15 protein-coding genes are annotated in these 17272 nt (G+C 65.0%); 9 read left to right on the top strand and 6 right to left on the bottom strand.

Annotated features, from left to right (window positions below; translation table 11 throughout):
* Positions 1-33: 33 nt before the first annotated feature.
* A complete protein-coding gene (treS, locus tag AB0366_RS03860) occupies positions 34-2214 on the bottom strand; it encodes a maltose alpha-D-glucosyltransferase (RefSeq protein WP_366242763.1) in 2181 nt (726 codons plus the stop codon).
* A 297-nt stretch (positions 2215-2511) separates the two neighbouring features.
* Between treS and AB0366_RS03855 the strand changes: the two genes are divergently transcribed.
* The 6 genes from AB0366_RS03855 (at position 2512) to AB0366_RS03830 (ending at position 8571) form a co-directional block, all read left to right on the top strand.
* Positions 2512-3012, top strand: coding sequence for a Pro-kumamolisin, activation domain family protein (locus AB0366_RS03855; protein ID WP_366242762.1), 501 nt, complete (start codon positions 2512-2514; stop codon positions 3010-3012).
* Positions 3013-3315: 303 nt separating this feature from the next.
* Positions 3316-5160 (top strand): molecular chaperone DnaK, encoded by a 1845-nt coding sequence (gene dnaK, locus AB0366_RS03850; RefSeq protein WP_121871010.1) that lies wholly within the window; start codon positions 3316-3318, stop codon positions 5158-5160.
* Positions 5157-5804, top strand: coding sequence for a nucleotide exchange factor GrpE (gene grpE, locus AB0366_RS03845; RefSeq protein ID WP_121871009.1), 648 nt, complete (start codon positions 5157-5159; stop codon positions 5802-5804). Before dnaK ends, grpE begins: the two co-directional genes overlap by 4 nt.
* Positions 5805-5835: 31 nt before the next feature.
* On the top strand, positions 5836-7011 hold the full coding sequence (gene dnaJ, locus AB0366_RS03840) for a molecular chaperone DnaJ (protein WP_121871008.1): 1176 nt from the start codon (positions 5836-5838) through the stop codon (positions 7009-7011).
* Complete coding sequence (locus AB0366_RS03835; RefSeq protein ID WP_366242761.1) at positions 7011-7427, top strand: helix-turn-helix transcriptional regulator; 417 nt, start codon at positions 7011-7013, stop codon at positions 7425-7427. The genes dnaJ and AB0366_RS03835 overlap by 1 nt, the downstream gene beginning before the upstream one ends.
* Positions 7428-7824: 397 nt before the next feature.
* Positions 7825-8571, top strand: coding sequence for an FAD-binding oxidoreductase (locus AB0366_RS03830; protein WP_366242760.1), 747 nt, complete (start codon positions 7825-7827; stop codon positions 8569-8571).
* A gap of 11 nt (positions 8572-8582) precedes the next feature.
* Here AB0366_RS03830 and AB0366_RS03825 read toward each other — a convergent pair whose 3' ends face one another.
* On the bottom strand, positions 8583-8987 hold the full coding sequence (locus AB0366_RS03825) for a MarR family transcriptional regulator (RefSeq protein WP_366242759.1): 405 nt from the start codon (positions 8985-8987) through the stop codon (positions 8583-8585).
* Complete coding sequence (locus AB0366_RS03820) at positions 8984-10399, bottom strand: MFS transporter (protein ID WP_366242758.1); 1416 nt, start codon at positions 10397-10399, stop codon at positions 8984-8986. The genes AB0366_RS03825 and AB0366_RS03820 overlap by 4 nt, the downstream gene beginning before the upstream one ends.
* Positions 10400-10553: 154 nt before the next feature.
* Between AB0366_RS03820 and AB0366_RS03815 the strand changes: the two genes are divergently transcribed.
* Positions 10554-10784, top strand: a complete 231-nt coding sequence (locus tag AB0366_RS03815; RefSeq protein ID WP_121871004.1) for a hypothetical protein — start codon at positions 10554-10556, stop codon at positions 10782-10784.
* Position 10785: 1 nt separating this feature from the next.
* Here the strand turns inward: AB0366_RS03815 and rsgA are convergent, their stop codons facing one another.
* The 3 genes from rsgA to AB0366_RS03800 all read right to left on the bottom strand — a co-directional run bounded on the left by rsgA (position 10786) and on the right by AB0366_RS03800 (position 13623).
* The gene (gene rsgA / locus AB0366_RS03810; RefSeq protein ID WP_366242757.1) at positions 10786-11802 is read right to left on the bottom strand and encodes a ribosome small subunit-dependent GTPase A; all 1017 of its coding nucleotides are present in this window, start codon (positions 11800-11802) and stop codon (positions 10786-10788) included.
* A 147-nt stretch (positions 11803-11949) separates the two neighbouring features.
* A complete protein-coding gene (locus tag AB0366_RS03805; protein ID WP_314145796.1) occupies positions 11950-13398 on the bottom strand; it encodes a trehalose-6-phosphate synthase in 1449 nt (482 codons plus the stop codon).
* Positions 13399-13449: 51 nt separating this feature from the next.
* Positions 13450-13623 (bottom strand): hypothetical protein, encoded by a 174-nt coding sequence (locus tag AB0366_RS03800; protein WP_008710019.1) that lies wholly within the window; start codon positions 13621-13623, stop codon positions 13450-13452.
* 105 nt (positions 13624-13728) lie between these two features.
* Here AB0366_RS03800 and AB0366_RS03795 point away from each other — a divergent pair, with 105 nt between their 5' ends.
* Together AB0366_RS03795 and AB0366_RS03790 are read left to right on the top strand one after the other, a co-directional pair.
* A complete protein-coding gene (locus AB0366_RS03795) occupies positions 13729-15477 on the top strand; it encodes an ABC transporter ATP-binding protein (protein ID WP_366242756.1) in 1749 nt (582 codons plus the stop codon).
* The gene (locus AB0366_RS03790) at positions 15474-17222 is read left to right on the top strand and encodes an ABC transporter ATP-binding protein (protein ID WP_366242755.1); all 1749 of its coding nucleotides are present in this window, start codon (positions 15474-15476) and stop codon (positions 17220-17222) included. Before AB0366_RS03795 ends, AB0366_RS03790 begins: the two co-directional genes overlap by 4 nt.
* The last annotated feature ends 50 nt before the right edge of the window (positions 17223-17272 follow it).

Below are 17272 nucleotides of genomic sequence, written 5' to 3'. Positions count from 1 at the left end.
AAGTCTATCCGTCGGCGGTGACGGGCCGCTTTCTCAGCGCAGCACCACCGGCACACCCTCGTACGGACGCAGGGTCATCGGGAAGCTGTTCAGCTCGTCGACGGTGGCGATCTCGTTGTCGTCGGAGACGTCGACGGCAGTAGTGCCGGGCACCAGATGCTTCGACTGGATGGTCGCGCTGATCTCCTCGGACGAGAAGTTGAGCACCGTGGCCTGGATGGTTCCCTGCCCGAGCTCGTGCACCATCACCAGCAGGCCCTTGTGCGAGACCGTCGGAATGTCGATCTGCTGGGCGGTGGCGATACCGAACTTCTTGCGCAGCTCGATGATTCGCGCCAACTGGCGGGCGAACGACTGCGGATCCGCCAGCTGCTCCGGGAGCGAACCGTACAGGCTGCGACCACGAGGGATGCCCGATTCCGACCGCACGGCCTCGGGGAAGTACCCCATCAGATCGTGTGCGCCGCGGTTGATCCAGCGGGTGTCGCCTTCGCGAATGAGGTCGTCGACCTCCTCGGCTGCGATCGGCAGGATGCCCAGCAGATCCCAGCCGGACAGTGCGAACACGCCCGGCTGCAACGCGTTGTACATCGCGAGCAGTAGGTGGGCCCGCTTGACCGTCTCGATGTCTCGCTCGTCCATCCGGTCCAGATCGCGGATGCCGAGCGATGCGGTGATCACACTTGCTGTGGTGCAAGCGATTCCGTTGGTGGTGAACGTCCGGTTGTACGGCGCCCAGCGCCCGGTGAGTCGATCGGTCAGTTCACCGCGGATGCGATCGCCCAGATCGCTGCCCTTGACAGCCTCGCCGCCGTAGGTGAACTCGTCCTCGGCGTGCAGGGTGGCGAAGTGGATCAGCTCGAACGTCATCTCGTCGTGGTTCTGCAACGCGTGTACAAGAGACGCCGTGTCGACGCCGTGATCGCGGGCCAGAGTCATGGTGAGCCTGAGGAATTCGGTGTTTCCCATGACGAGCGCATGCTGATAGGCCGGGCGATTGATGAAGTCGTACGACAGATCGGCACCGTTGGCTCCCATGGCCTTGATGTCGTCGATCGTCAGGTTCAGCTCCTGGAAGGTGAACCCGCCCATCTTGCGCACCACGCTGGCGATCAGGTGGTTCGCCGCCTCGGACAGCGGATGGCCCTCGGACCAGCCCGGTCCTTCGGCTCGACGCTCCACACCGAGAAAACCGTTGGCGTCCAACCGCAATGCACCTGCACCCAGATCGGCGATGGAATGGCATGCGTCGCCGATCACCAGTCGCATTCCAGCGAAGGAGGGATCGAGCCAGTTGATCGACGGCTGACCGGCCTTGAAGTAGTGCAGGTACACCCAGCGACGCTCGACGCCGTCGATGCCGACGACGGGAGGCGTTGCGCTCCAGTTGGTTTCCTTCACGCCGAGCTCGTAGAAGATCACGCGCTGCAGCTGACCGATGATGTATCCGGCGCGGGCGAGATTGGCCTCGGCCTCGGCGTCGATGTTCTGCGAATCGGCCCCGGCGCGCACTCGCGGCAGCAGATGCCAGTCCTGCGGTTCGATCTCGACCATGTGGTAGATACCGGGGTAGTCGGCCACAGCCATCTCGGCGAGTCGGAAGTCCGCGCCTTTACCGGTGTGGCCTGGCACGATGTCGTCGATCACGATGCCGTCGTACGCCGAGGCCACCACGCAGAGGCGTCGGAACTCTTCTTCCGATCCGAACGCGGGGTCGATCTGCATGCCGATGCGGTCGAAGTGTCCGTCGACCGAGGGAGTCGGGCGCCAACCGTGGATGCCGCCGGCCACCTTCACCGGGCCGGTATGTACTGCGGTGACACCGATTTCGGAGAAGGCCTGCCACAATTTCTCGTCGCCGAGAGTGCTCAGGAAGCTCGTCTGCGGGGCGTTGATCACCGAGATGGGGTACGCGGTGAACCACACCGGTGCGCGCTCGACGGCGGCGCGAGGATCGGGGTCGGCATACGGGTTCTGCCACATGCTGCCCTTGCCCGAGAGTTGCTCGGCAATCAACTTGGCGTCCCGCAACATCGACTGTTCGGTGAGCCAGTCCACGTACTCGGGATTCGACGCCACCGGCTCGCTGTCGGGGGTGGGACTGTTGCTCCGATTGGCGCGACGCACTGATGGTCGAAGTGGTTTCGGCCGAGCCGGATAGAACTTCTCGTCGTAGGTGATCTCGCTCGGTTCGTGCTGCACTTCGGGATCCATGTGCCTCCGTAGCCTCGCTTTTCTTCAACCCTACGTAGGGCGCGGCCGATCCGCAGGGTTGTGGTTCCCCTAATCGACGACCGGTGAAACCTGGCTCGCCGACCGGTGAAACCTACGCCGAACTACACGGATGTGATTCGTCAGGGGCCTTTTCCTTCGATATGCGAACGTCATCGAATCGAGACCGCCTGGTGTGGAATGTCTGATTCCTTTAGGACATAGTGAGTCAGGTACCAACTGACCCATCTGTCACACCAGACTCATGAGTCACATCCCCTTCAGCTACAGGAGTTGTTCATGCGACGTCTTGCCCGCACATCGATCCTGGCCTCGACGGCCGCTCTGGCCGCCGCCATCGGTGCGGTTGCCCTCGCACCTGCCGCATCGGCCGAACCTGACCCCGAACCCGTCGGCCCGCTCGGCTCGGTGGTTCTCGAAAGCCCCGACCTGGTGGTGACCATGGCCGCCGTCTGCGACACCACGGTCGAGGACGCACCCGAAGGTGGCGTCGTCGCACTGCAGGTCAAGGTCGACAACGTGGGCGCAGACGATGCGTCGAACGTCAACGTCAACTACGGCGCACTGCCAGGCGTGCAGGGTCAGAACTTCGAGGAGACCATCGAAGCGGGCCAGTCCGTCACCTACTCGGTGCCCAGCGTCGACCGCGAATGGGTTGCTCGCCCCGCAGGTGCCGCAGCGTTCGCCAGTGCACTCGACGCCGATTTCATGAACAACATCACCGCCGGCCTGCTCAGCTACAGCTGCATCCCGGTGCCCGTCGAGGAGCCTGCCGAGTAGTTCCTCTCTCCACGCTTTCTCCCCGCTGCGCCGCGACGATCCCTGCTGATCGTCGCGGCGTACTGCTGTGGAGGGGCTTCGCCCCACGTGAGCAGAAGCTCGTAGCAGGGGTCGAGTTTTCACGCACATGCGGCGTAGCCGCTCTCCGGGGAACAAATTCGCCACACCCTCCGTTGTGCAGGTCAGCAGCCTTGAGTGGATGAGGCTCAAGTTGGAAGTTGACGCGACAGATCGCGTTGTGCAAACTTGAGCGGAGTTCGCTCACCCAGGGACTGAATCCACGCAATAACAGGAGGAAACATTATGGCTCGTGCGGTCGGTATCGACCTCGGGACCACCAACTCGGTCGTGTCCGTCCTCGAGGGCGGCGAACCGGTTGTCGTCGCCAACTCCGAGGGATCACGCACCACCCCGTCGATCGTCGCTTTCGCCAAGAACGGTGAAGTGCTGGTCGGCCAGCCCGCGAAGAACCAGGCGGTCACCAACGTCGACCGCACGATTCGCTCCGTGAAGCGCCACGTCGGCACGGACTGGAACGTGGAGATCGACGGCAAGAAGTACACCCCTCAGGAAATCTCCGCGCGCACGCTGCAGAAGCTCAAGCGCGACGCCGAGGCCTACCTGGGTGAGGAAATCACCGACGCGGTCATCACCGTTCCCGCCTACTTCGAGGACGCACAGCGTCAGGCCACGAAGGAAGCCGGCCAGATCGCCGGCCTCAACGTCCTGCGCATCGTCAACGAGCCCACCGCGGCAGCTCTCGCATACGGCCTGGACAAGGGCGACAGCGAGCAGACCATTCTCGTGTTCGACCTCGGTGGCGGCACGTTCGACGTCTCGCTGCTGGAAATCGGCGACGGCGTCGTCGAGGTCCGTGCGACGTCCGGCGACAACCACCTCGGTGGCGACGACTGGGACGAGCGCATCGTGACCTGGCTCGTCGACAAGTTCAAGGCTCAGAACGGCATCGATCTGACCAAGGACAAGATGGCGCTGCAGCGTCTGCGTGAGGCTGCCGAGAAGGCGAAGATCGAACTGTCCTCCGGGCAGAGCACCTCGATCAACCTCCCGTACATCACGGTCGACGGCGACAAGAACCCGCTGTTCCTCGACGAGCAGCTCAGCCGCTCGGAGTTCCAGAAGATCACCTCCGACCTGCTCGACCGCACCCGTGCGCCGTTCCAGGCAGTGGTCAAGGACTCCGGCATCGCCGTCAAGGACATCGACCACGTCGTGCTCGTCGGTGGTTCGACGCGTATGCCCGCAGTCTCCGAGCTGGTCAAGGAACTCTCCGGTGGACGCGAGCCCAACAAGGGCGTCAACCCGGACGAGGTCGTGGCCGTCGGTGCTGCACTGCAGGCCGGTGTCCTCAAGGGTGAGGTCAAGGACGTTCTGCTCCTCGACGTCACGCCGCTGTCCCTCGGCATCGAGACCAAGGGTGGCGTGATGACCAAGCTCATCGAGCGCAACACCACCATCCCGACGAAGCGGTCCGAGACCTTCACCACCGCTGACGACAATCAGCCCTCGGTGCAGATCCAGGTCTTCCAGGGTGAGCGCGAGATCGCCTCGCACAACAAGCTCCTCGGCTCCTTCGAGCTCACCGAGCTGCCCCCGGCTCCTCGCGGCGTCCCGCAGATCGAGGTCACCTTCGACATCGACGCCAACGGCATCGTGCACGTCACGGCCAAGGACAAGGGCACCGGCAAAGAGAACACGATCAAGATCCAGGACGGTTCCGGCCTGTCCAAGGAAGAGATCGACCGCATGGTCGCCGACGCGGAAGCTCACGCAGACGAGGACAAGGCTCGTCGCGAAGAGGCCGAGGTCCGCAACCAGGCCGAGTCCCTCGTCCACCAGACGGAGAAGTTCGTCAAGGACAACGAGGACAAGGTCGACGCCGAGCTCAAGGGACGCGTCGAAACCGCCATCGCCGACGCCAAGACGGCTCTCGCCGGCAGCGACATCTCGGCAGTCAAGACCGCCGTGGAGAAGCTCTCGACCGAGTCGCAGGCTCTCGGCACCGCCATCTACGAGGCTCAGGCCAAGGAGCAGGGCGGCGCAGAGGGTGGCGCGCAGGCCGCTGACGACGGTGTCGTCGACGCAGAGGTTGTCGACGAGCCCGCCGACGACACGGACAAGAAGTGACGTCGGGTAACACCGAGCAGGAACCGGTCACTTTCGTGGACAAGCGAAAGATCGATCCCGAGACCGGTGAAGTACGGGAAGGTGACGCAGTTCCGGAGCCCCTGGTGGGCACCGGGACCGCGCCCCAGCCCGACTCGGTGGACGAAGGGACCGTCGACGGTGACGTAGTGGAGGACCCGCGTGATACGCAGGTCGCCGAACTCACCGCAGATCTGCAGCGCGTCTCGGCGGAGTACGCCAACTACCGGCGTCGCACCGACCGTGAGAAGCAGACCGGAGCGGAGAACGCGAAGGCGTCCGTCGTCTCGCAGCTTCTTCCGGTTCTCGACGACCTCGAGCGAGCCCGCCAGCACGGCGATCTCGAAACCGGACCGCTCAAGGCAGTGGCAGACAAGTTGGCAGGGGTGTTCTCGAACATCGGCCTGACCACTTTCGGAGCCGAGGGCGACGCCTTCGACCCGGCCATCCACGAGGCCGTCTCCCACGAGGGCGACGGCAGCAGTCCGGTCGTCGGAACGCTGATGCGCAAGGGCTACAAGCTCGGCGAGCGCGTCCTGCGGACCGCGATGGTCGGCGTCGTGGACAGCGCAGGTCAGGACACAGCAACACCAGAATCGGATGCACCCGCGTCCGACGAGCAGTAAACAGAAATAGCGCGAGAGGAGGAAACGCCCGGTGAGCCAGCGGGAGTGGATCGAGAAGGACTTCTACAAGGAGCTGGGCGTTTCCTCCAGCGCGACTGCAGAAGAGATCAAGAAGGCGTACCGAAAGTTGGCCAGGGACAACCATCCCGACGCCAATCCCGGCAACGCCTCGGCCGAGAACAAGTTCAAGGCGGTCAGTGAGGCGCATGCCGTTCTCGCCGACCCGGCCAAGCGCAAGGAATACGACGAAGCACGACGGCTGTTCGCCTCCGGCGGCTTCGGTAGCCGTGGCGGCGGTGGATTCTCACCCGGCGCAGGCGGATTCGGCGGCGGTGGCCAGACCTTCGACGTCGGTGACATCTTCGGTCAGGGCGGCGGCGACGGCGGAATCGGCGACCTCTTCGGTGGCCTGTTCAATCGAGGCGGCGCACAGCAGCGCCCCCAGAACAATCGGCCCCGACGGGGCAGCGACGTCGAAACCGAGACCTCGCTGCAGTTCCGTGAAGCGGCGCAAGGCGTGACGGTCCCCTTGAAGTTGACCAGCCCGTCCTCGTGCACCACCTGCCACGGCAGCGGCGCGAAGCCCGGAACCAGCCCGCGGGTGTGCCCCAAATGCAACGGCCAAGGCGTCGTCAACCGAAACCAAGGCGCGTTCGGCTTCAGTGAGCCGTGCGACGACTGCCGCGGAACCGGATCCATCATCGACGACCCGTGCGTCGACTGCCGCGGAACCGGAGTGCAGAACCGCACCCGCACCATCACCGTGCGTGTCCCGGCCGGCATCAGTGACGGCCAGAAGGTGCGCCTCGCCGGTCAGGGCGAAGCCGGCCTGCGCGGAGCGCCGTCGGGCGATCTGTTCGTGACGGTTCGCGTCAAGCCCGACAAGGTGTTCGGCCGCACGGGCGACGACCTGACGGTGACCGTTCCGGTGAGCTACGGAGAACTGGTGCTCGGTACCACGCTGTCGGTGCCCACGCTCGAAGGTCGCGTCGGCGTGAAGGTTCCACCGGGAACCGTCGACGGCCGAGTGCTGCGGGTGCGTGGCCGCGGTATCCCGAAGAAATCCGGTACCGGCGACCTGATGGTGACCGTCAAAGTTGCCGTGCCGCAGAAACTCGACGATGCTGCTACCGACGCTCTGAAAACTTATCTGGAAGCCGAGAAGGCCAGCGGATTCGACCCGCGGGCCGGGTGGGCAGGTGTGTGATGTCGGTCCCTCCCGAGGGCGGATCTGCGAAAGCCGGTGGCGGGCAAGCTGACCCCGACGCCCAGGTCTTCGTGATCTCGGTCGCGGCGCAGTTGGCGGGCATGCACGCGCAGACGCTGCGTACCTACGATCGACTCGGCTTGGTCACCCCTCATCGCACCACCGGCGGTGGGCGCCGCTACTCCCCGCGTGACGTCGCACTGCTTCGTGAAGTGCAGCGACTCTCGCAGGACGAAGGCGTCAACCTCGCGGGCATCAAGCGCATCATCGAGCTCACCAACCAGGTCGAGGCACTGCAGGCTCGGGTTTCCGAGCTGGCCCAGGATCTGGCCAACGTGCACGCCAGCTATCGCCGCGACCTGGTCCCGATCCAACGCAATGCCCTGGTGGTCTGGAAGCCGAAGCACCAGCGCTAGGTTCGAGGCTTCGCCCTCGACTATTCGCAAACGCGCGCGCATTTGTCAGGTGCGCGCGTTCTCGCTTGTCATTCGGTCACTATTCCGCGCGCGTTCAGCAAACGCGCGCGCATTTGCGGCGTCGACACGGGCTGCGGTAGCGAACCTGCGCGGGGCTGGGCCATTGGGGTCGAGTCCGTCCGTGGAAGCTGAGTCGCGGGTCTCCTGCTCACTTCTTCGCAAACGCGCGCGCATTTGTCAGGTGCGCGCGGATTCGCCAGCGATCGGGTCACTATTCCGCGCGCGTTCAGCAAACGCGCGCGCGTTTGCGGGCTCGACCGGGGGTGGCGGTACCGGCAATGGGCGAACCGCGCGCGGGTTTGCGAGCCACCCGGCGTCGGCCCCTATTCTGGTCCACATGCAGGCGTGGAGTTCGACGGTCGTTCAGTATCATCGCCTTCGGAACGATCTCGCGGTGATCAGACTCGAAGGCGACGCGGTGCCGTTTCAGGCCGGACAGTCGGTGTCGGTCACAGTTCCCCAGAACGCTGCGCTGACGCGGCGCTACTCACCCGCACTCCCGCCGTCGCGAGACGGCAAGCTGGAGTTCCACGTTCGAGCCGTTCCGGCCGGTTGGGTGAGCGGATCGATCGTCAACGAGACGCGGCCCGGTCATGTGTGGCAGATCAGCGATCCGCAGGGCAGTCTCCACGTCGACGATTCGGGGCGCGACGTCGTCATGATCGCGGGCGGCACCGGCCTCGCTCCGTTGCGCGCGATTCTGCTCGACCTCACGCGCCGCGAACAGCCGCCGAACGTAACGTTGTTCGTCGGCGGCAAGTCTCCCCGCGACCTGTATGCCGGCGACATGGTGTGGTTGATGGCGGCGGAGTTCCCGTGGTTGACGGTGGTACCCGTGGTCGATCAACTGCACGAGCCGTGGGCGTCGGATCGATGGAACGACCGCATTCATGCCGAAATCGGTTCCAGCGCATCATTCTTCGAGCCCGAGCATTGCTGGGAGGGCAGTGTGGCCGACGTCGTCGCCACCCAGGGGCCGTTCCCGGATCGCCAGATCCTGGTCTGCGGCTCACCCGGAATGGAAGCGGCGACCGTGCGCGCGCTCGTCGAGATCGGCACACCACTCGACGCCATCCGCCGCTGAACGCTCAGAAATCAGGGCAGCTGCAGAATCCGTCGCAGATGCGCCAGGTCTTCGGCAGATATCGTCGTGAATTCCGGCGGCGGGGCGTCGGCGATGGCTCGGGCCCTTTCGGCGAGGAGGCGTCCGGCATCGGTCAGTCCGATGATGCGGCGTCGGCGATCGGTGGGGTCTTCGGTACGGACCACCAATCCGCGTTTTTCCAACTCTCGAACGTTGAGCGAGACGTACGGCGCATCGGAGGCGAGGATCTCGGCCAGCTCGGTGACCGTCCGATCGCCCGTGAGCAACCTGGTCAGCAGCTTGGCTCGCAAAAAACTCATCCCGGTGGCGTCGGCGACGGCTCGGCGGGTGTCGTGTTTCTCGAGCATCAGCGCGCGCATCTCGCGCCAGACGAGGGCCGCCTCCGAGCCGGTCATACGAGCACCGGTTGGTCGATTCGATCGGCGGTCGCGCGTGCCCATCGGCCGGTGGTGACCACTGCGAGCACGGTGACCACCACGCCTGCGCCTGCGATGACGAACCACGCTGGGACTGCGGCAGCGGTGAAGCCGTCGGAGATCTCGCCGACGATGCTCGCCGTGACGATGGATCCGACTACGGCCACGCCGAGCGATTGGCCCACCTGCCTGCTCGTCGACGCGACGGCGGATGCCACTCCGGCCTGACTGCGCGGCATTCCGGACACCGCGGTGTTGGTGATCGGGGCGTTGACCATGCCGAAGGATATTCCGAAAATCACGTACGCGACGGCCAGCCACGCGAACGACGTCGTCGGAGTCAGTCGGGTGAGCATCAGCGCCGAGGCCACGAAGCCGATTCCCGCGACGAGCAGCGGAATGCGCGCTCCCAGGCTGCCGACGATGCGACCGGAGATCGGCGCGAAGATCAGCGTCATCAACGCCATCGGCAGGGTGTAGAGACCGGCGTGCAGTGGTGAGTATCCGCGCACGTCCTGCAGGTAGAGGGTGTTGAGGAACAGGAATCCGCCGAGGGACGCGAACGCGCACACAGCGATCACCGTCGCTCCGCTGAACGGCGCGCTCCTGAAGAACTTCAGTTGGATGAGCGGTTCCTCGATTCGCGACTCGACCACCAGCAGCCCGACGAGAGAGCCGACGGCGACGGCACCGGTGAACACGATCAGCGGCGATCCCCACCCCTTCGCGGGACCTTCGATGATGGTGAACACCAGAGACGCGAGGAACGCGAAGATGAGGAACTGGCCGGCCGGATCGAACTTGCGGGAGTGCTCGGCTTTGGATTCCGGGACGAATTTCAGTGTCATCGCCAGCGCGAAGATCCCGACGGGGACGTTGATCCAGAAGATGGACTGCCAGCCGGCACCGGTGACGAGGATGCCGCCCAGCGCTGGACCGGCCGACATCGAGATTCCGACGACGGCACCCCACATGCCGATGGCTCCTGCGCGTTCTTTCGGATCGGTGAAGGTATTGGTGATGATCGACATCGCGACGGGATTCATCATCGAGCCACCGATTGCCTGGAGCATGCGGAAGGCGACGAGCCAGCCGAGCGACGGTGCGACGCTGCACAGCAGGGAACCGAGGACGAACGTTCCGGTGCCGATCAGGAAGAAGCGCTTGCGGCCGTACTTGTCGGCCATCGAGCCGCCGAGCATCAGCAGTGATGCCACGACCAGCGTGTATGCATCGATGATCCACTGCAGCCCCGAGACCGATGCATTCAGATCTGCGCGCATCGACGGCAGCGCGACGTTGACGATCGTGTTGTCGGTGCTGACGAGAAACAGACTCAGGCAGCAGATGCCGAGCACGAGATACCGGTGTCGTCGAGTCAGCTCGGCCACGTTCACCTCCGCGATAATGCTTGTATATATACAACTATTACATGAGTACTCCTAAATTGTTCGACGAGCAAGTGAGATGCGGGCAGTACATGCCCGATAGGGTGTGTGTCACAGACTTGCTCGAACCCGATTGCTCGCTGAATGGAGAACAACAGTGGCTTCCGAGATCGCACCAGGCGACCTGGTTCAGGCGTCCGGGCACGCCGGCCCGTGGAAGGTGCTCGAGATCCGTCAGGGTCTGGCGTTGCTCGAGCATCACGACGGCCATCGGTTGTCGGTACGCACCACCACGGTCGAGGTGGTGCGCAAGGCGTCGAGCAGTGAGGGTTCGGCTCGGCAGGACGAGACGGAGACCGACAGCCCCTCACTGTTCGACGAGAGCTGACTTACCTCTTCTTTCCGTCGACGGCGTATTTCTGGCGTAGCGACTTCGAGATCTGCTTGTACTCCCGAAGCTTCTCGCTGCGTGCTCGGGCGTCGTGCCTCGAGGTGGCCCAGGCGTTCTCCCGCAACAGTTTTCGGTAGTTGCCCAACCTTCTCTCGGTGAGCTCACCCGCGCCGACGGCGGCAAGCACCGCACATCCGGGTTCGTGTTCGTGCGCGCAATCGCCGAATCGACACGACGCGGCGAGTTGATCGATGTCGGAGAAAGCGCTCGCCACAGCGTCTTCCGATCCCTGGACGCCCACCGAACGCAAACCCGGGGTGTCCAACAGCACCAGGCTCGAGGAAGGAATCGGCACCAATTCCCGATGCACCGTCGTGTGCCTGCCTTTGCTGTCGCCCTCGCGGGTAGCACCGGTAGCGAGAACCGAACCACCCAACAGGGCGTTGCCGAGTGTCGACTTTCCGGATCCCGACGGCCCGATCAGTGCAACCGTCCCGCGCAGATGTGCTGCCAGCGAATCGATTCCGCCGTCCGACACCGCACTGGTGCTGCACACGGTGACGCCCGGCGCGGCGGCCAGCAACAATTCTTCGGCGACGCTACCGCTGTCGGTCTTGGTGATCGCGAGAACAGGAACAGCGCCGCTGCCCCAGGCGAGGGTGATGTAGCGCTCGACGCGACCGAGATCGAGGGCGGTGTCCGACGCGACCGTGACGACAACGGTATCGACGTTGGCCGCGAGAACCTGTGTGTCGGATGTGGTTCCGGCGGAGGCGCGTTCGATGGCCGTCCGGCGCGGGAGAATGGCGATCAGCCGGAACGATTCTCCGTCGAGTGCCACCCAATCCCCGGTACAGGTGCCACTGCCGGAGCAGCGGATGAGGCCGTCAGCGGTGACGGCGTCGAATCCACCGCGGTCGACGCGAACGACGCGGGCGAGAACTGCGTCCTGAGTGAGCTTTTCGAACTCATCCAGCCAATGCTGATCGAGGCCGTAGTGAAGTAGAGAAGACATGCGAGGGTTCCTTCGGAGAGGAGTGACGTGGGCTCGGGTGTGCGCTCGTCCAGGTGGCCACGATGCCCACCTCCTCACTGTTGGAATGCATAAAAAGAAACCGCCGACGGCAAAGTTACAGCCGTCGACGGTGTTGGGAAAGCGAATTTATCGGGTGAGGTTTGTGCCCTCCGCCGGTGCCGCGAGCGCGGTCAGGAAGGAGCGGGCCCAGCGATCGACGTCGTGGGCGAGAACCTGCCTGCGCATGGCGCGCATCTGGCGCTTGCCCGACTCCGGTTCCTGTTCGAGGGCTCCGATGATCGCGTCCTTGACGCTGTCCAGGTCGTGTGGGTTGCACAGGTATGCCTGGCGCAGTTCGGCTGCGGCACCGGTGAATTCACTGAGCACCAGGGAACCACCGAGATCGCTGCGGCAGGCCACGTACTCCTTGGCGACGAGGTTCATGCCGTCGCGCAGCGGAGTGACCAGCATGACGTCGGCGGCGACGAAGTAGGCCAGCAGGTCGTCGCGGGGGATCGGCCGGTGCAGGTAATGCACCACGGGGTGGCCCACCTGGCCGTACTCGCCGTTGATGCGGCCCACCTGCTGCTCGATTTCGCCGCGCATCGCGACGTAGCTCTCGACGCGTTCACGGCTGGGCGTCGCCAACTGCACGATGACGTTCTCGGCCGGGTCGACGCGGCCCTCTTCGAGCAGTTCGCGGAACGCGTTGAGCCGAACGTCGATTCCCTTGGTGTAGTCCAGGCGATCGACGCCGAGCATGATGCGCTTGGGGTTGCCCAGATCCTTGCGCAGTTGCTTGGCGCGATCGCGGACGGCCTTGGAGCGCGACTTGGTGTCGAGGTCACCGGAATCGATGGAGATCGGGAACGCGCCGACACGCACGGTCCGGAAGCCGACCTGCACGACGCCCAACTTTGACCGCACTCCGACGGTTCCGCGGGACGTGGTTCCCCCGGCGAGGCGTCGGGCAAGGTAGAGGAAGTTCTGCGCGCCGCCGGACAGGTGGAAACCGATGAGGTCGGCACCGAGCAGTCCTTCGACGATCTCGGTGCGCCACGGCATCTGCATGAACAGCTCGATCGGCGGGAACGGGATGTGCAGGAAGAACCCGATGGTCAGGTCGGGGCGCAGCATCCGCAGCATCTTCGGGACGAGCTGGAGTTGATAGTCCTGGATCCAGACCGTCGCGCCCTGTGCTGCAGCCTCGGAGGTCTTCTCGGCGAACCGTCGGTTGACCTCGACGTAGGCGTTCCACCAGTCGCGGTCGTACTCCGGCTTGACGATGACGTCGTGATAAAGCGGCCACAGCGTCGCGTTGGAGAAGCCCTCGTAGTACTGGGTGTATTCCTTCTCGCTGATCGTGACCGGACGCAGCTGCAGACCGTCCTCGACGAAGGGCTCGACGTCGACGTCCGAGACGCCGACCCACCCCACCCACGCACCCTTGTTGGCGCGCAGAATCGGTTCGAGAGCGGTGACCAACCCGCCAGGGCTTCGCTTCCATCGCGTGCTCCCGTCCGGGAGCTTTTCCATATCGACCGGCAACCGGTTGGCTACGACGACAAAATCCGAACCCTGCGAGGCGTCAGCCACAACTGTCCAATCCGCTTGTAGATCCTTGGGTAAACAGTCCTGCGAAGAGTGTCAGTCGGTCTTCGCTACGGGATCTATACCCAACATCGACAGCAACATGCGGCATTCGTCGGCATCGGTCGCGTAGGCCGCGACGACGCGCTGAGCCTGGCTGGCCGTCTCGTACTCGAGTGGGACGATGTCTTCGTCGGCGATGTCGTTGTCGGTGGAGGTCTTGGCAGGCATGGTGTTCTCCGTACTCTCTGCTGGGCTTACACGGTGTTCGTTGGTCCCGACTCTATGTAAATGTGGCGCCCCATCGCCAGTTCCCGATGCCATAGGCTGCAGCAAATGACCGATTCTGTGCCGCTCCGCCATGCTCGGACAGTGGTGGAGGTGCCTTCTCCGGCCACCGGCTCTGCGATTCTGCGCCGCACCGTACGACGGCATCGCACCCGCCTGATCGTCTCGTCGCTGCTGTTCGGGGTGCATCAACTGTGCGAAACGATGGTCCCGGTTGCGATCGGACTGATCGTCTCGCGGGCCATCGACACCGGTGATGTGACCGCGATGATCGTCTCGTTGGTCGGTCTGGCGGCCTTGTTCGTCACCCTGTCGTACGCGTGGCGTATCGGTGCCCGCATCATCGTCGTCGCGATCGAGCGGGAGGCGCATCTGGTGCGCGTGGAGGTCGCAGGCCGCGTCCTCGATCCGCGGGGTGTGCGTACCGAGCTGTCGGCGGGGGAGCTGCTGACGGTCTCGACGTCCGACGCCGAGAAGGAGTCGTGGATCCTCGATCTGATCGCGCGGGTCTTCGCATCGGCCGTGGCGGTCGTCGCGTCTGCCGTCGCGCTGATCGTGATCGACGTTCCGCTCGGTCTCGCCGTGGTCATCGGGACGCCGGTCATCCTGATCGCGCTGCAACGTCTCGCTCCGTTGCTCACTCGTGCGGCCACCGCGCAGCAGGCCGAGGTGGCCACCGTGTCGGGTATGGCCACCGATCTGGTCAGCGGTGTTCGGCCGCTACGCGGAATCGGTGCCGAGAATGCCGCGACGCAGCGATTCGTGACGTCGAGTCGAACGGCGTTGGCCGCGACTCTGAAGCTGGCTCGCGCAAACAACGTCTATCAGGGCCTGTCGGCGACGGTCAACGCGTTGCTGGCCGTCGGGATCGCGGGTACCGCAGGTTGGTTCGCGCTGCAGGGCCGCATTTCGGTCGGTGAGTTGATCACCGTCATCGGCCTTGCGCAGTTCGTCATCGAACCCCTGACCGGATTGGCGAGGATCCCCGGCGTCGTTGCGATGGTGCGCGGATCGGCCGACCGGCTGGCCCTGGTGCTCGGTGCGGATCACGTTCTGCCGCAGTCGGAATCCGCGGTGCCCGCAGGCTCCGACCTCGGAGTCGACGACGTTCGGTTCCGATCGCTCGACGGCCTCACGTTCCGTGCAGAACCGGGCGAGATGCTCGGCGTCGTCGCCTACCGGCCGCAGGACGGGGAAGCGCTCGCTGCGCTGCTGTCCGGTCAGATCTCCGACGCCGATTACACCGGATCGGTTCGTATCGGCGGCATTCCGGCGGGAGAGATCGATCTTCGACGCGCCCGTGAGACCGTGCTCGTCGAACCCCACATCACCGACCTGTTCGCGGGCACCGTCCGCAGCAACGTCACCGCAGGCCGGGAGCGGCCCGACGCCGAACTCGATGTCGTGCTGCAGGCCTCCGCGGCCACCGACGTCGTCGAATTGCACGCGGCCGGTCTCGATCACGCCGTCACCGACCGCGGAGCCAGCCTGTCCGGCGGCCAACGCCAGCGAGTCGCGCTGGCGCGAGCACTGTCGGTCGACGCCCCGGTTCTGGTACTGCACGACCCCACCACCGCCGTCGACGCCGTCACCGAGCACGCCATCGCGCGCGGTATCGCCGAGCTCCGGCACACCGAACGAGCTTCGCAGACAACGATTCTCATCACCACGAGCCCCGCGCTGTTGTCGGTGACCCATCGCGTTCTCGTCGTCGACGACGGCCGCGTCGTCGCCGAGGGAACGCACCACGATCTCGCGTCCTCGGACGCGCAGTACAAGGAGACGGTGCTGCGATGACCACTCCCGAACTGCTTCCCATCGCCACCGGTGCGCGCTCGGGTCGGTGGCTGTTGGAACAGCTGCGCATGCGGAAAGTTCGCACCGCGGTGACGCTGCTGCTCGGCGCAGTTGCCGCGGCCATGTCGTTGGTACCCGTCTACGTACTCGGTGTTCTGGTCGACCGCGTCCGCGACGGTGCAGACACCTCGGCGATCGTCGGGGTCGTCGTCGTGATCTCGGTGGCCGCGGTGATCGGCGGCATCGTCACCGGCTTCAGCGGCTACCTCATCAGCACTCTCGGTGAGGGCATTCTGGCGTCGCTGCGCGAGGCCGTCGTGCGACGCGCACTGCATCTGCCCGTTGCCACGCTGGAGCGAGTGGGCAAGGGCGACTTGCTCTCCCGGGTGGGCGACGACGTCGCGGTGATGGCCAAGTCGATCGGTGAGGTGATCCCACAGCTGGTCGGGGCGTTCCTGCTCGTGTGCCTGAGCATGATCACGATGCTCGGCATCGATTGGCGGCTCGGCCTGGCGGGGCTCGTCGCACTGCCGATGTATGTCCTCGCGCTGCGGTGGTATCTGCCGCGCTCGGCACCGAAGTACGCGGCCGAACGCGTCGCGATGGGCGAGCGAGCGCAGTCGTTCGTCAGCAGCATGCAGGGCGCGAAAACCGTTCGCGCGTACGGACTCGAGTCGGCGCACCTGAGCGAGATCGACAGAGCGTCGGCGAAGGCCCGAGACATCGGCGTCGACGTGTTCCGGTTGTTCACCCGATTCGGATCGCGGAGCAATCGCGCCGAATGCGTCGGACTGTCGGTGATCCTGTTGGCCGGATTCCTGCTCGTACGAGGCGATTACGTCACCGTCGGCGAGACGACAGCGGCAGCGCTGCTGTTCCACCGCCTGTTCAATCCGATCGGCACCCTGCTGTTCACGTTCGATGACATCCAGTCCGCAGGAGCGTCGTTGGCGCGGCTGGTCGGTGTCATCGACATTCCTGACGAGCGACCCGTCGGCGACGGGTCCGCGCCCGCCGACGCCGCCTTGGACGTCATCGATCTGCGGCACGAGTACGAGTCCGGCCACGAGGTGCTGCACGGAGTGAACCTGCGGATCGACGCGGGCGAGACCGTCGCACTCGTCGGATCAACCGGCGCAGGCAAATCCACGATCGCGGCCATCGCGGCCGGTTCGATGACGTCGACGTCGGGGACGGTTCGGGTCGGCGGCGCATCACTGGATGCGCTGGGTAGTGAAGGGTTACGACGTCACGTGGCGATCGTCAGCCAGGAGGTCCACGTGTTCGCCGGCCGATTGATCGACGACGTGCTGCTCGCCGCCCCGGATGCCGGTCGCGACAACGTCGAAGCCGCGCTGCGCACCGTCGGAGCGTGGGCATGGGTCGAGGCGCTCGAGGACGGCCTCGACACCGCGGTCGGGGAGGGCGGACACCAGCTGACCGCGGCCCAGTCGCAGCAATTGGCTTTGGCGCGACTTGTTCTCGCCGATCCCGCCGTCGCCGTGCTGGACGAGGCCACCGCAGAAGCCGGCAGTTCCGGCGCGCGAGACCTCGAAGCGGCGGCCGAGGCCGCGACCAGGGGCCGCAGCACGTTGATCGTCGCGCATCGCCTAACCCAGGCTGCCGCCGCCGACCGCGTGGTGGTCCTCGAACACGGCAGAATTCTGGAACAGGGTCCGCACGAAGAGCTGGTCGCCGCCGGTGGGCGATACGCACAGTTGTGGGAGGCGTGGCAGGGTCGCTGATGGCCTTAGGGATTTGCCTAAAGCTATTAGGTTTGGTTACGGTGTCCTCG

The organism is Rhodococcus sp. NPDC076796, assembly GCF_040702765.1.
Taxonomy (GTDB): Bacteria; Actinomycetota; Actinomycetes; order Mycobacteriales; family Mycobacteriaceae; genus Rhodococcoides.
Note: the sequence above shows the minus strand (reverse complement) of the source record. Positions and strands in the feature narration are given on the sequence as shown.

Coding starts and splice junctions, on each gene's coding strand:
- treS (WP_366242763.1), bottom strand. CDS start 2,214: ATGGATCCCGAAGTGCAGCACGAACCGAGCGAGATCACCTACGACGAG.
- AB0366_RS03855 (WP_366242762.1), top strand. CDS start 2,512: ATGCGACGTCTTGCCCGCACATCGATCCTGGCCTCGACGGCCGCTCTG.
- dnaK (WP_121871010.1), top strand. CDS start 3,316: ATGGCTCGTGCGGTCGGTATCGACCTCGGGACCACCAACTCGGTCGTG.
- AB0366_RS03835 (WP_366242761.1), top strand. CDS start 7,011: ATGTCGGTCCCTCCCGAGGGCGGATCTGCGAAAGCCGGTGGCGGGCAA.
- AB0366_RS03830 (WP_366242760.1), top strand. CDS start 7,825: ATGCAGGCGTGGAGTTCGACGGTCGTTCAGTATCATCGCCTTCGGAAC.
- AB0366_RS03825 (WP_366242759.1), bottom strand. CDS start 8,987: ATGACCGGCTCGGAGGCGGCCCTCGTCTGGCGCGAGATGCGCGCGCTG.
- rsgA (WP_366242757.1), bottom strand. CDS start 11,802: ATGTCTTCTCTACTTCACTACGGCCTCGATCAGCATTGGCTGGATGAG.
- AB0366_RS03800 (WP_008710019.1), bottom strand. CDS start 13,623: ATGCCTGCCAAGACCTCCACCGACAACGACATCGCCGACGAAGACATC.
- AB0366_RS03795 (WP_366242756.1), top strand. CDS start 13,729: ATGACCGATTCTGTGCCGCTCCGCCATGCTCGGACAGTGGTGGAGGTG.
- AB0366_RS03790 (WP_366242755.1), top strand. CDS start 15,474: ATGACCACTCCCGAACTGCTTCCCATCGCCACCGGTGCGCGCTCGGGT.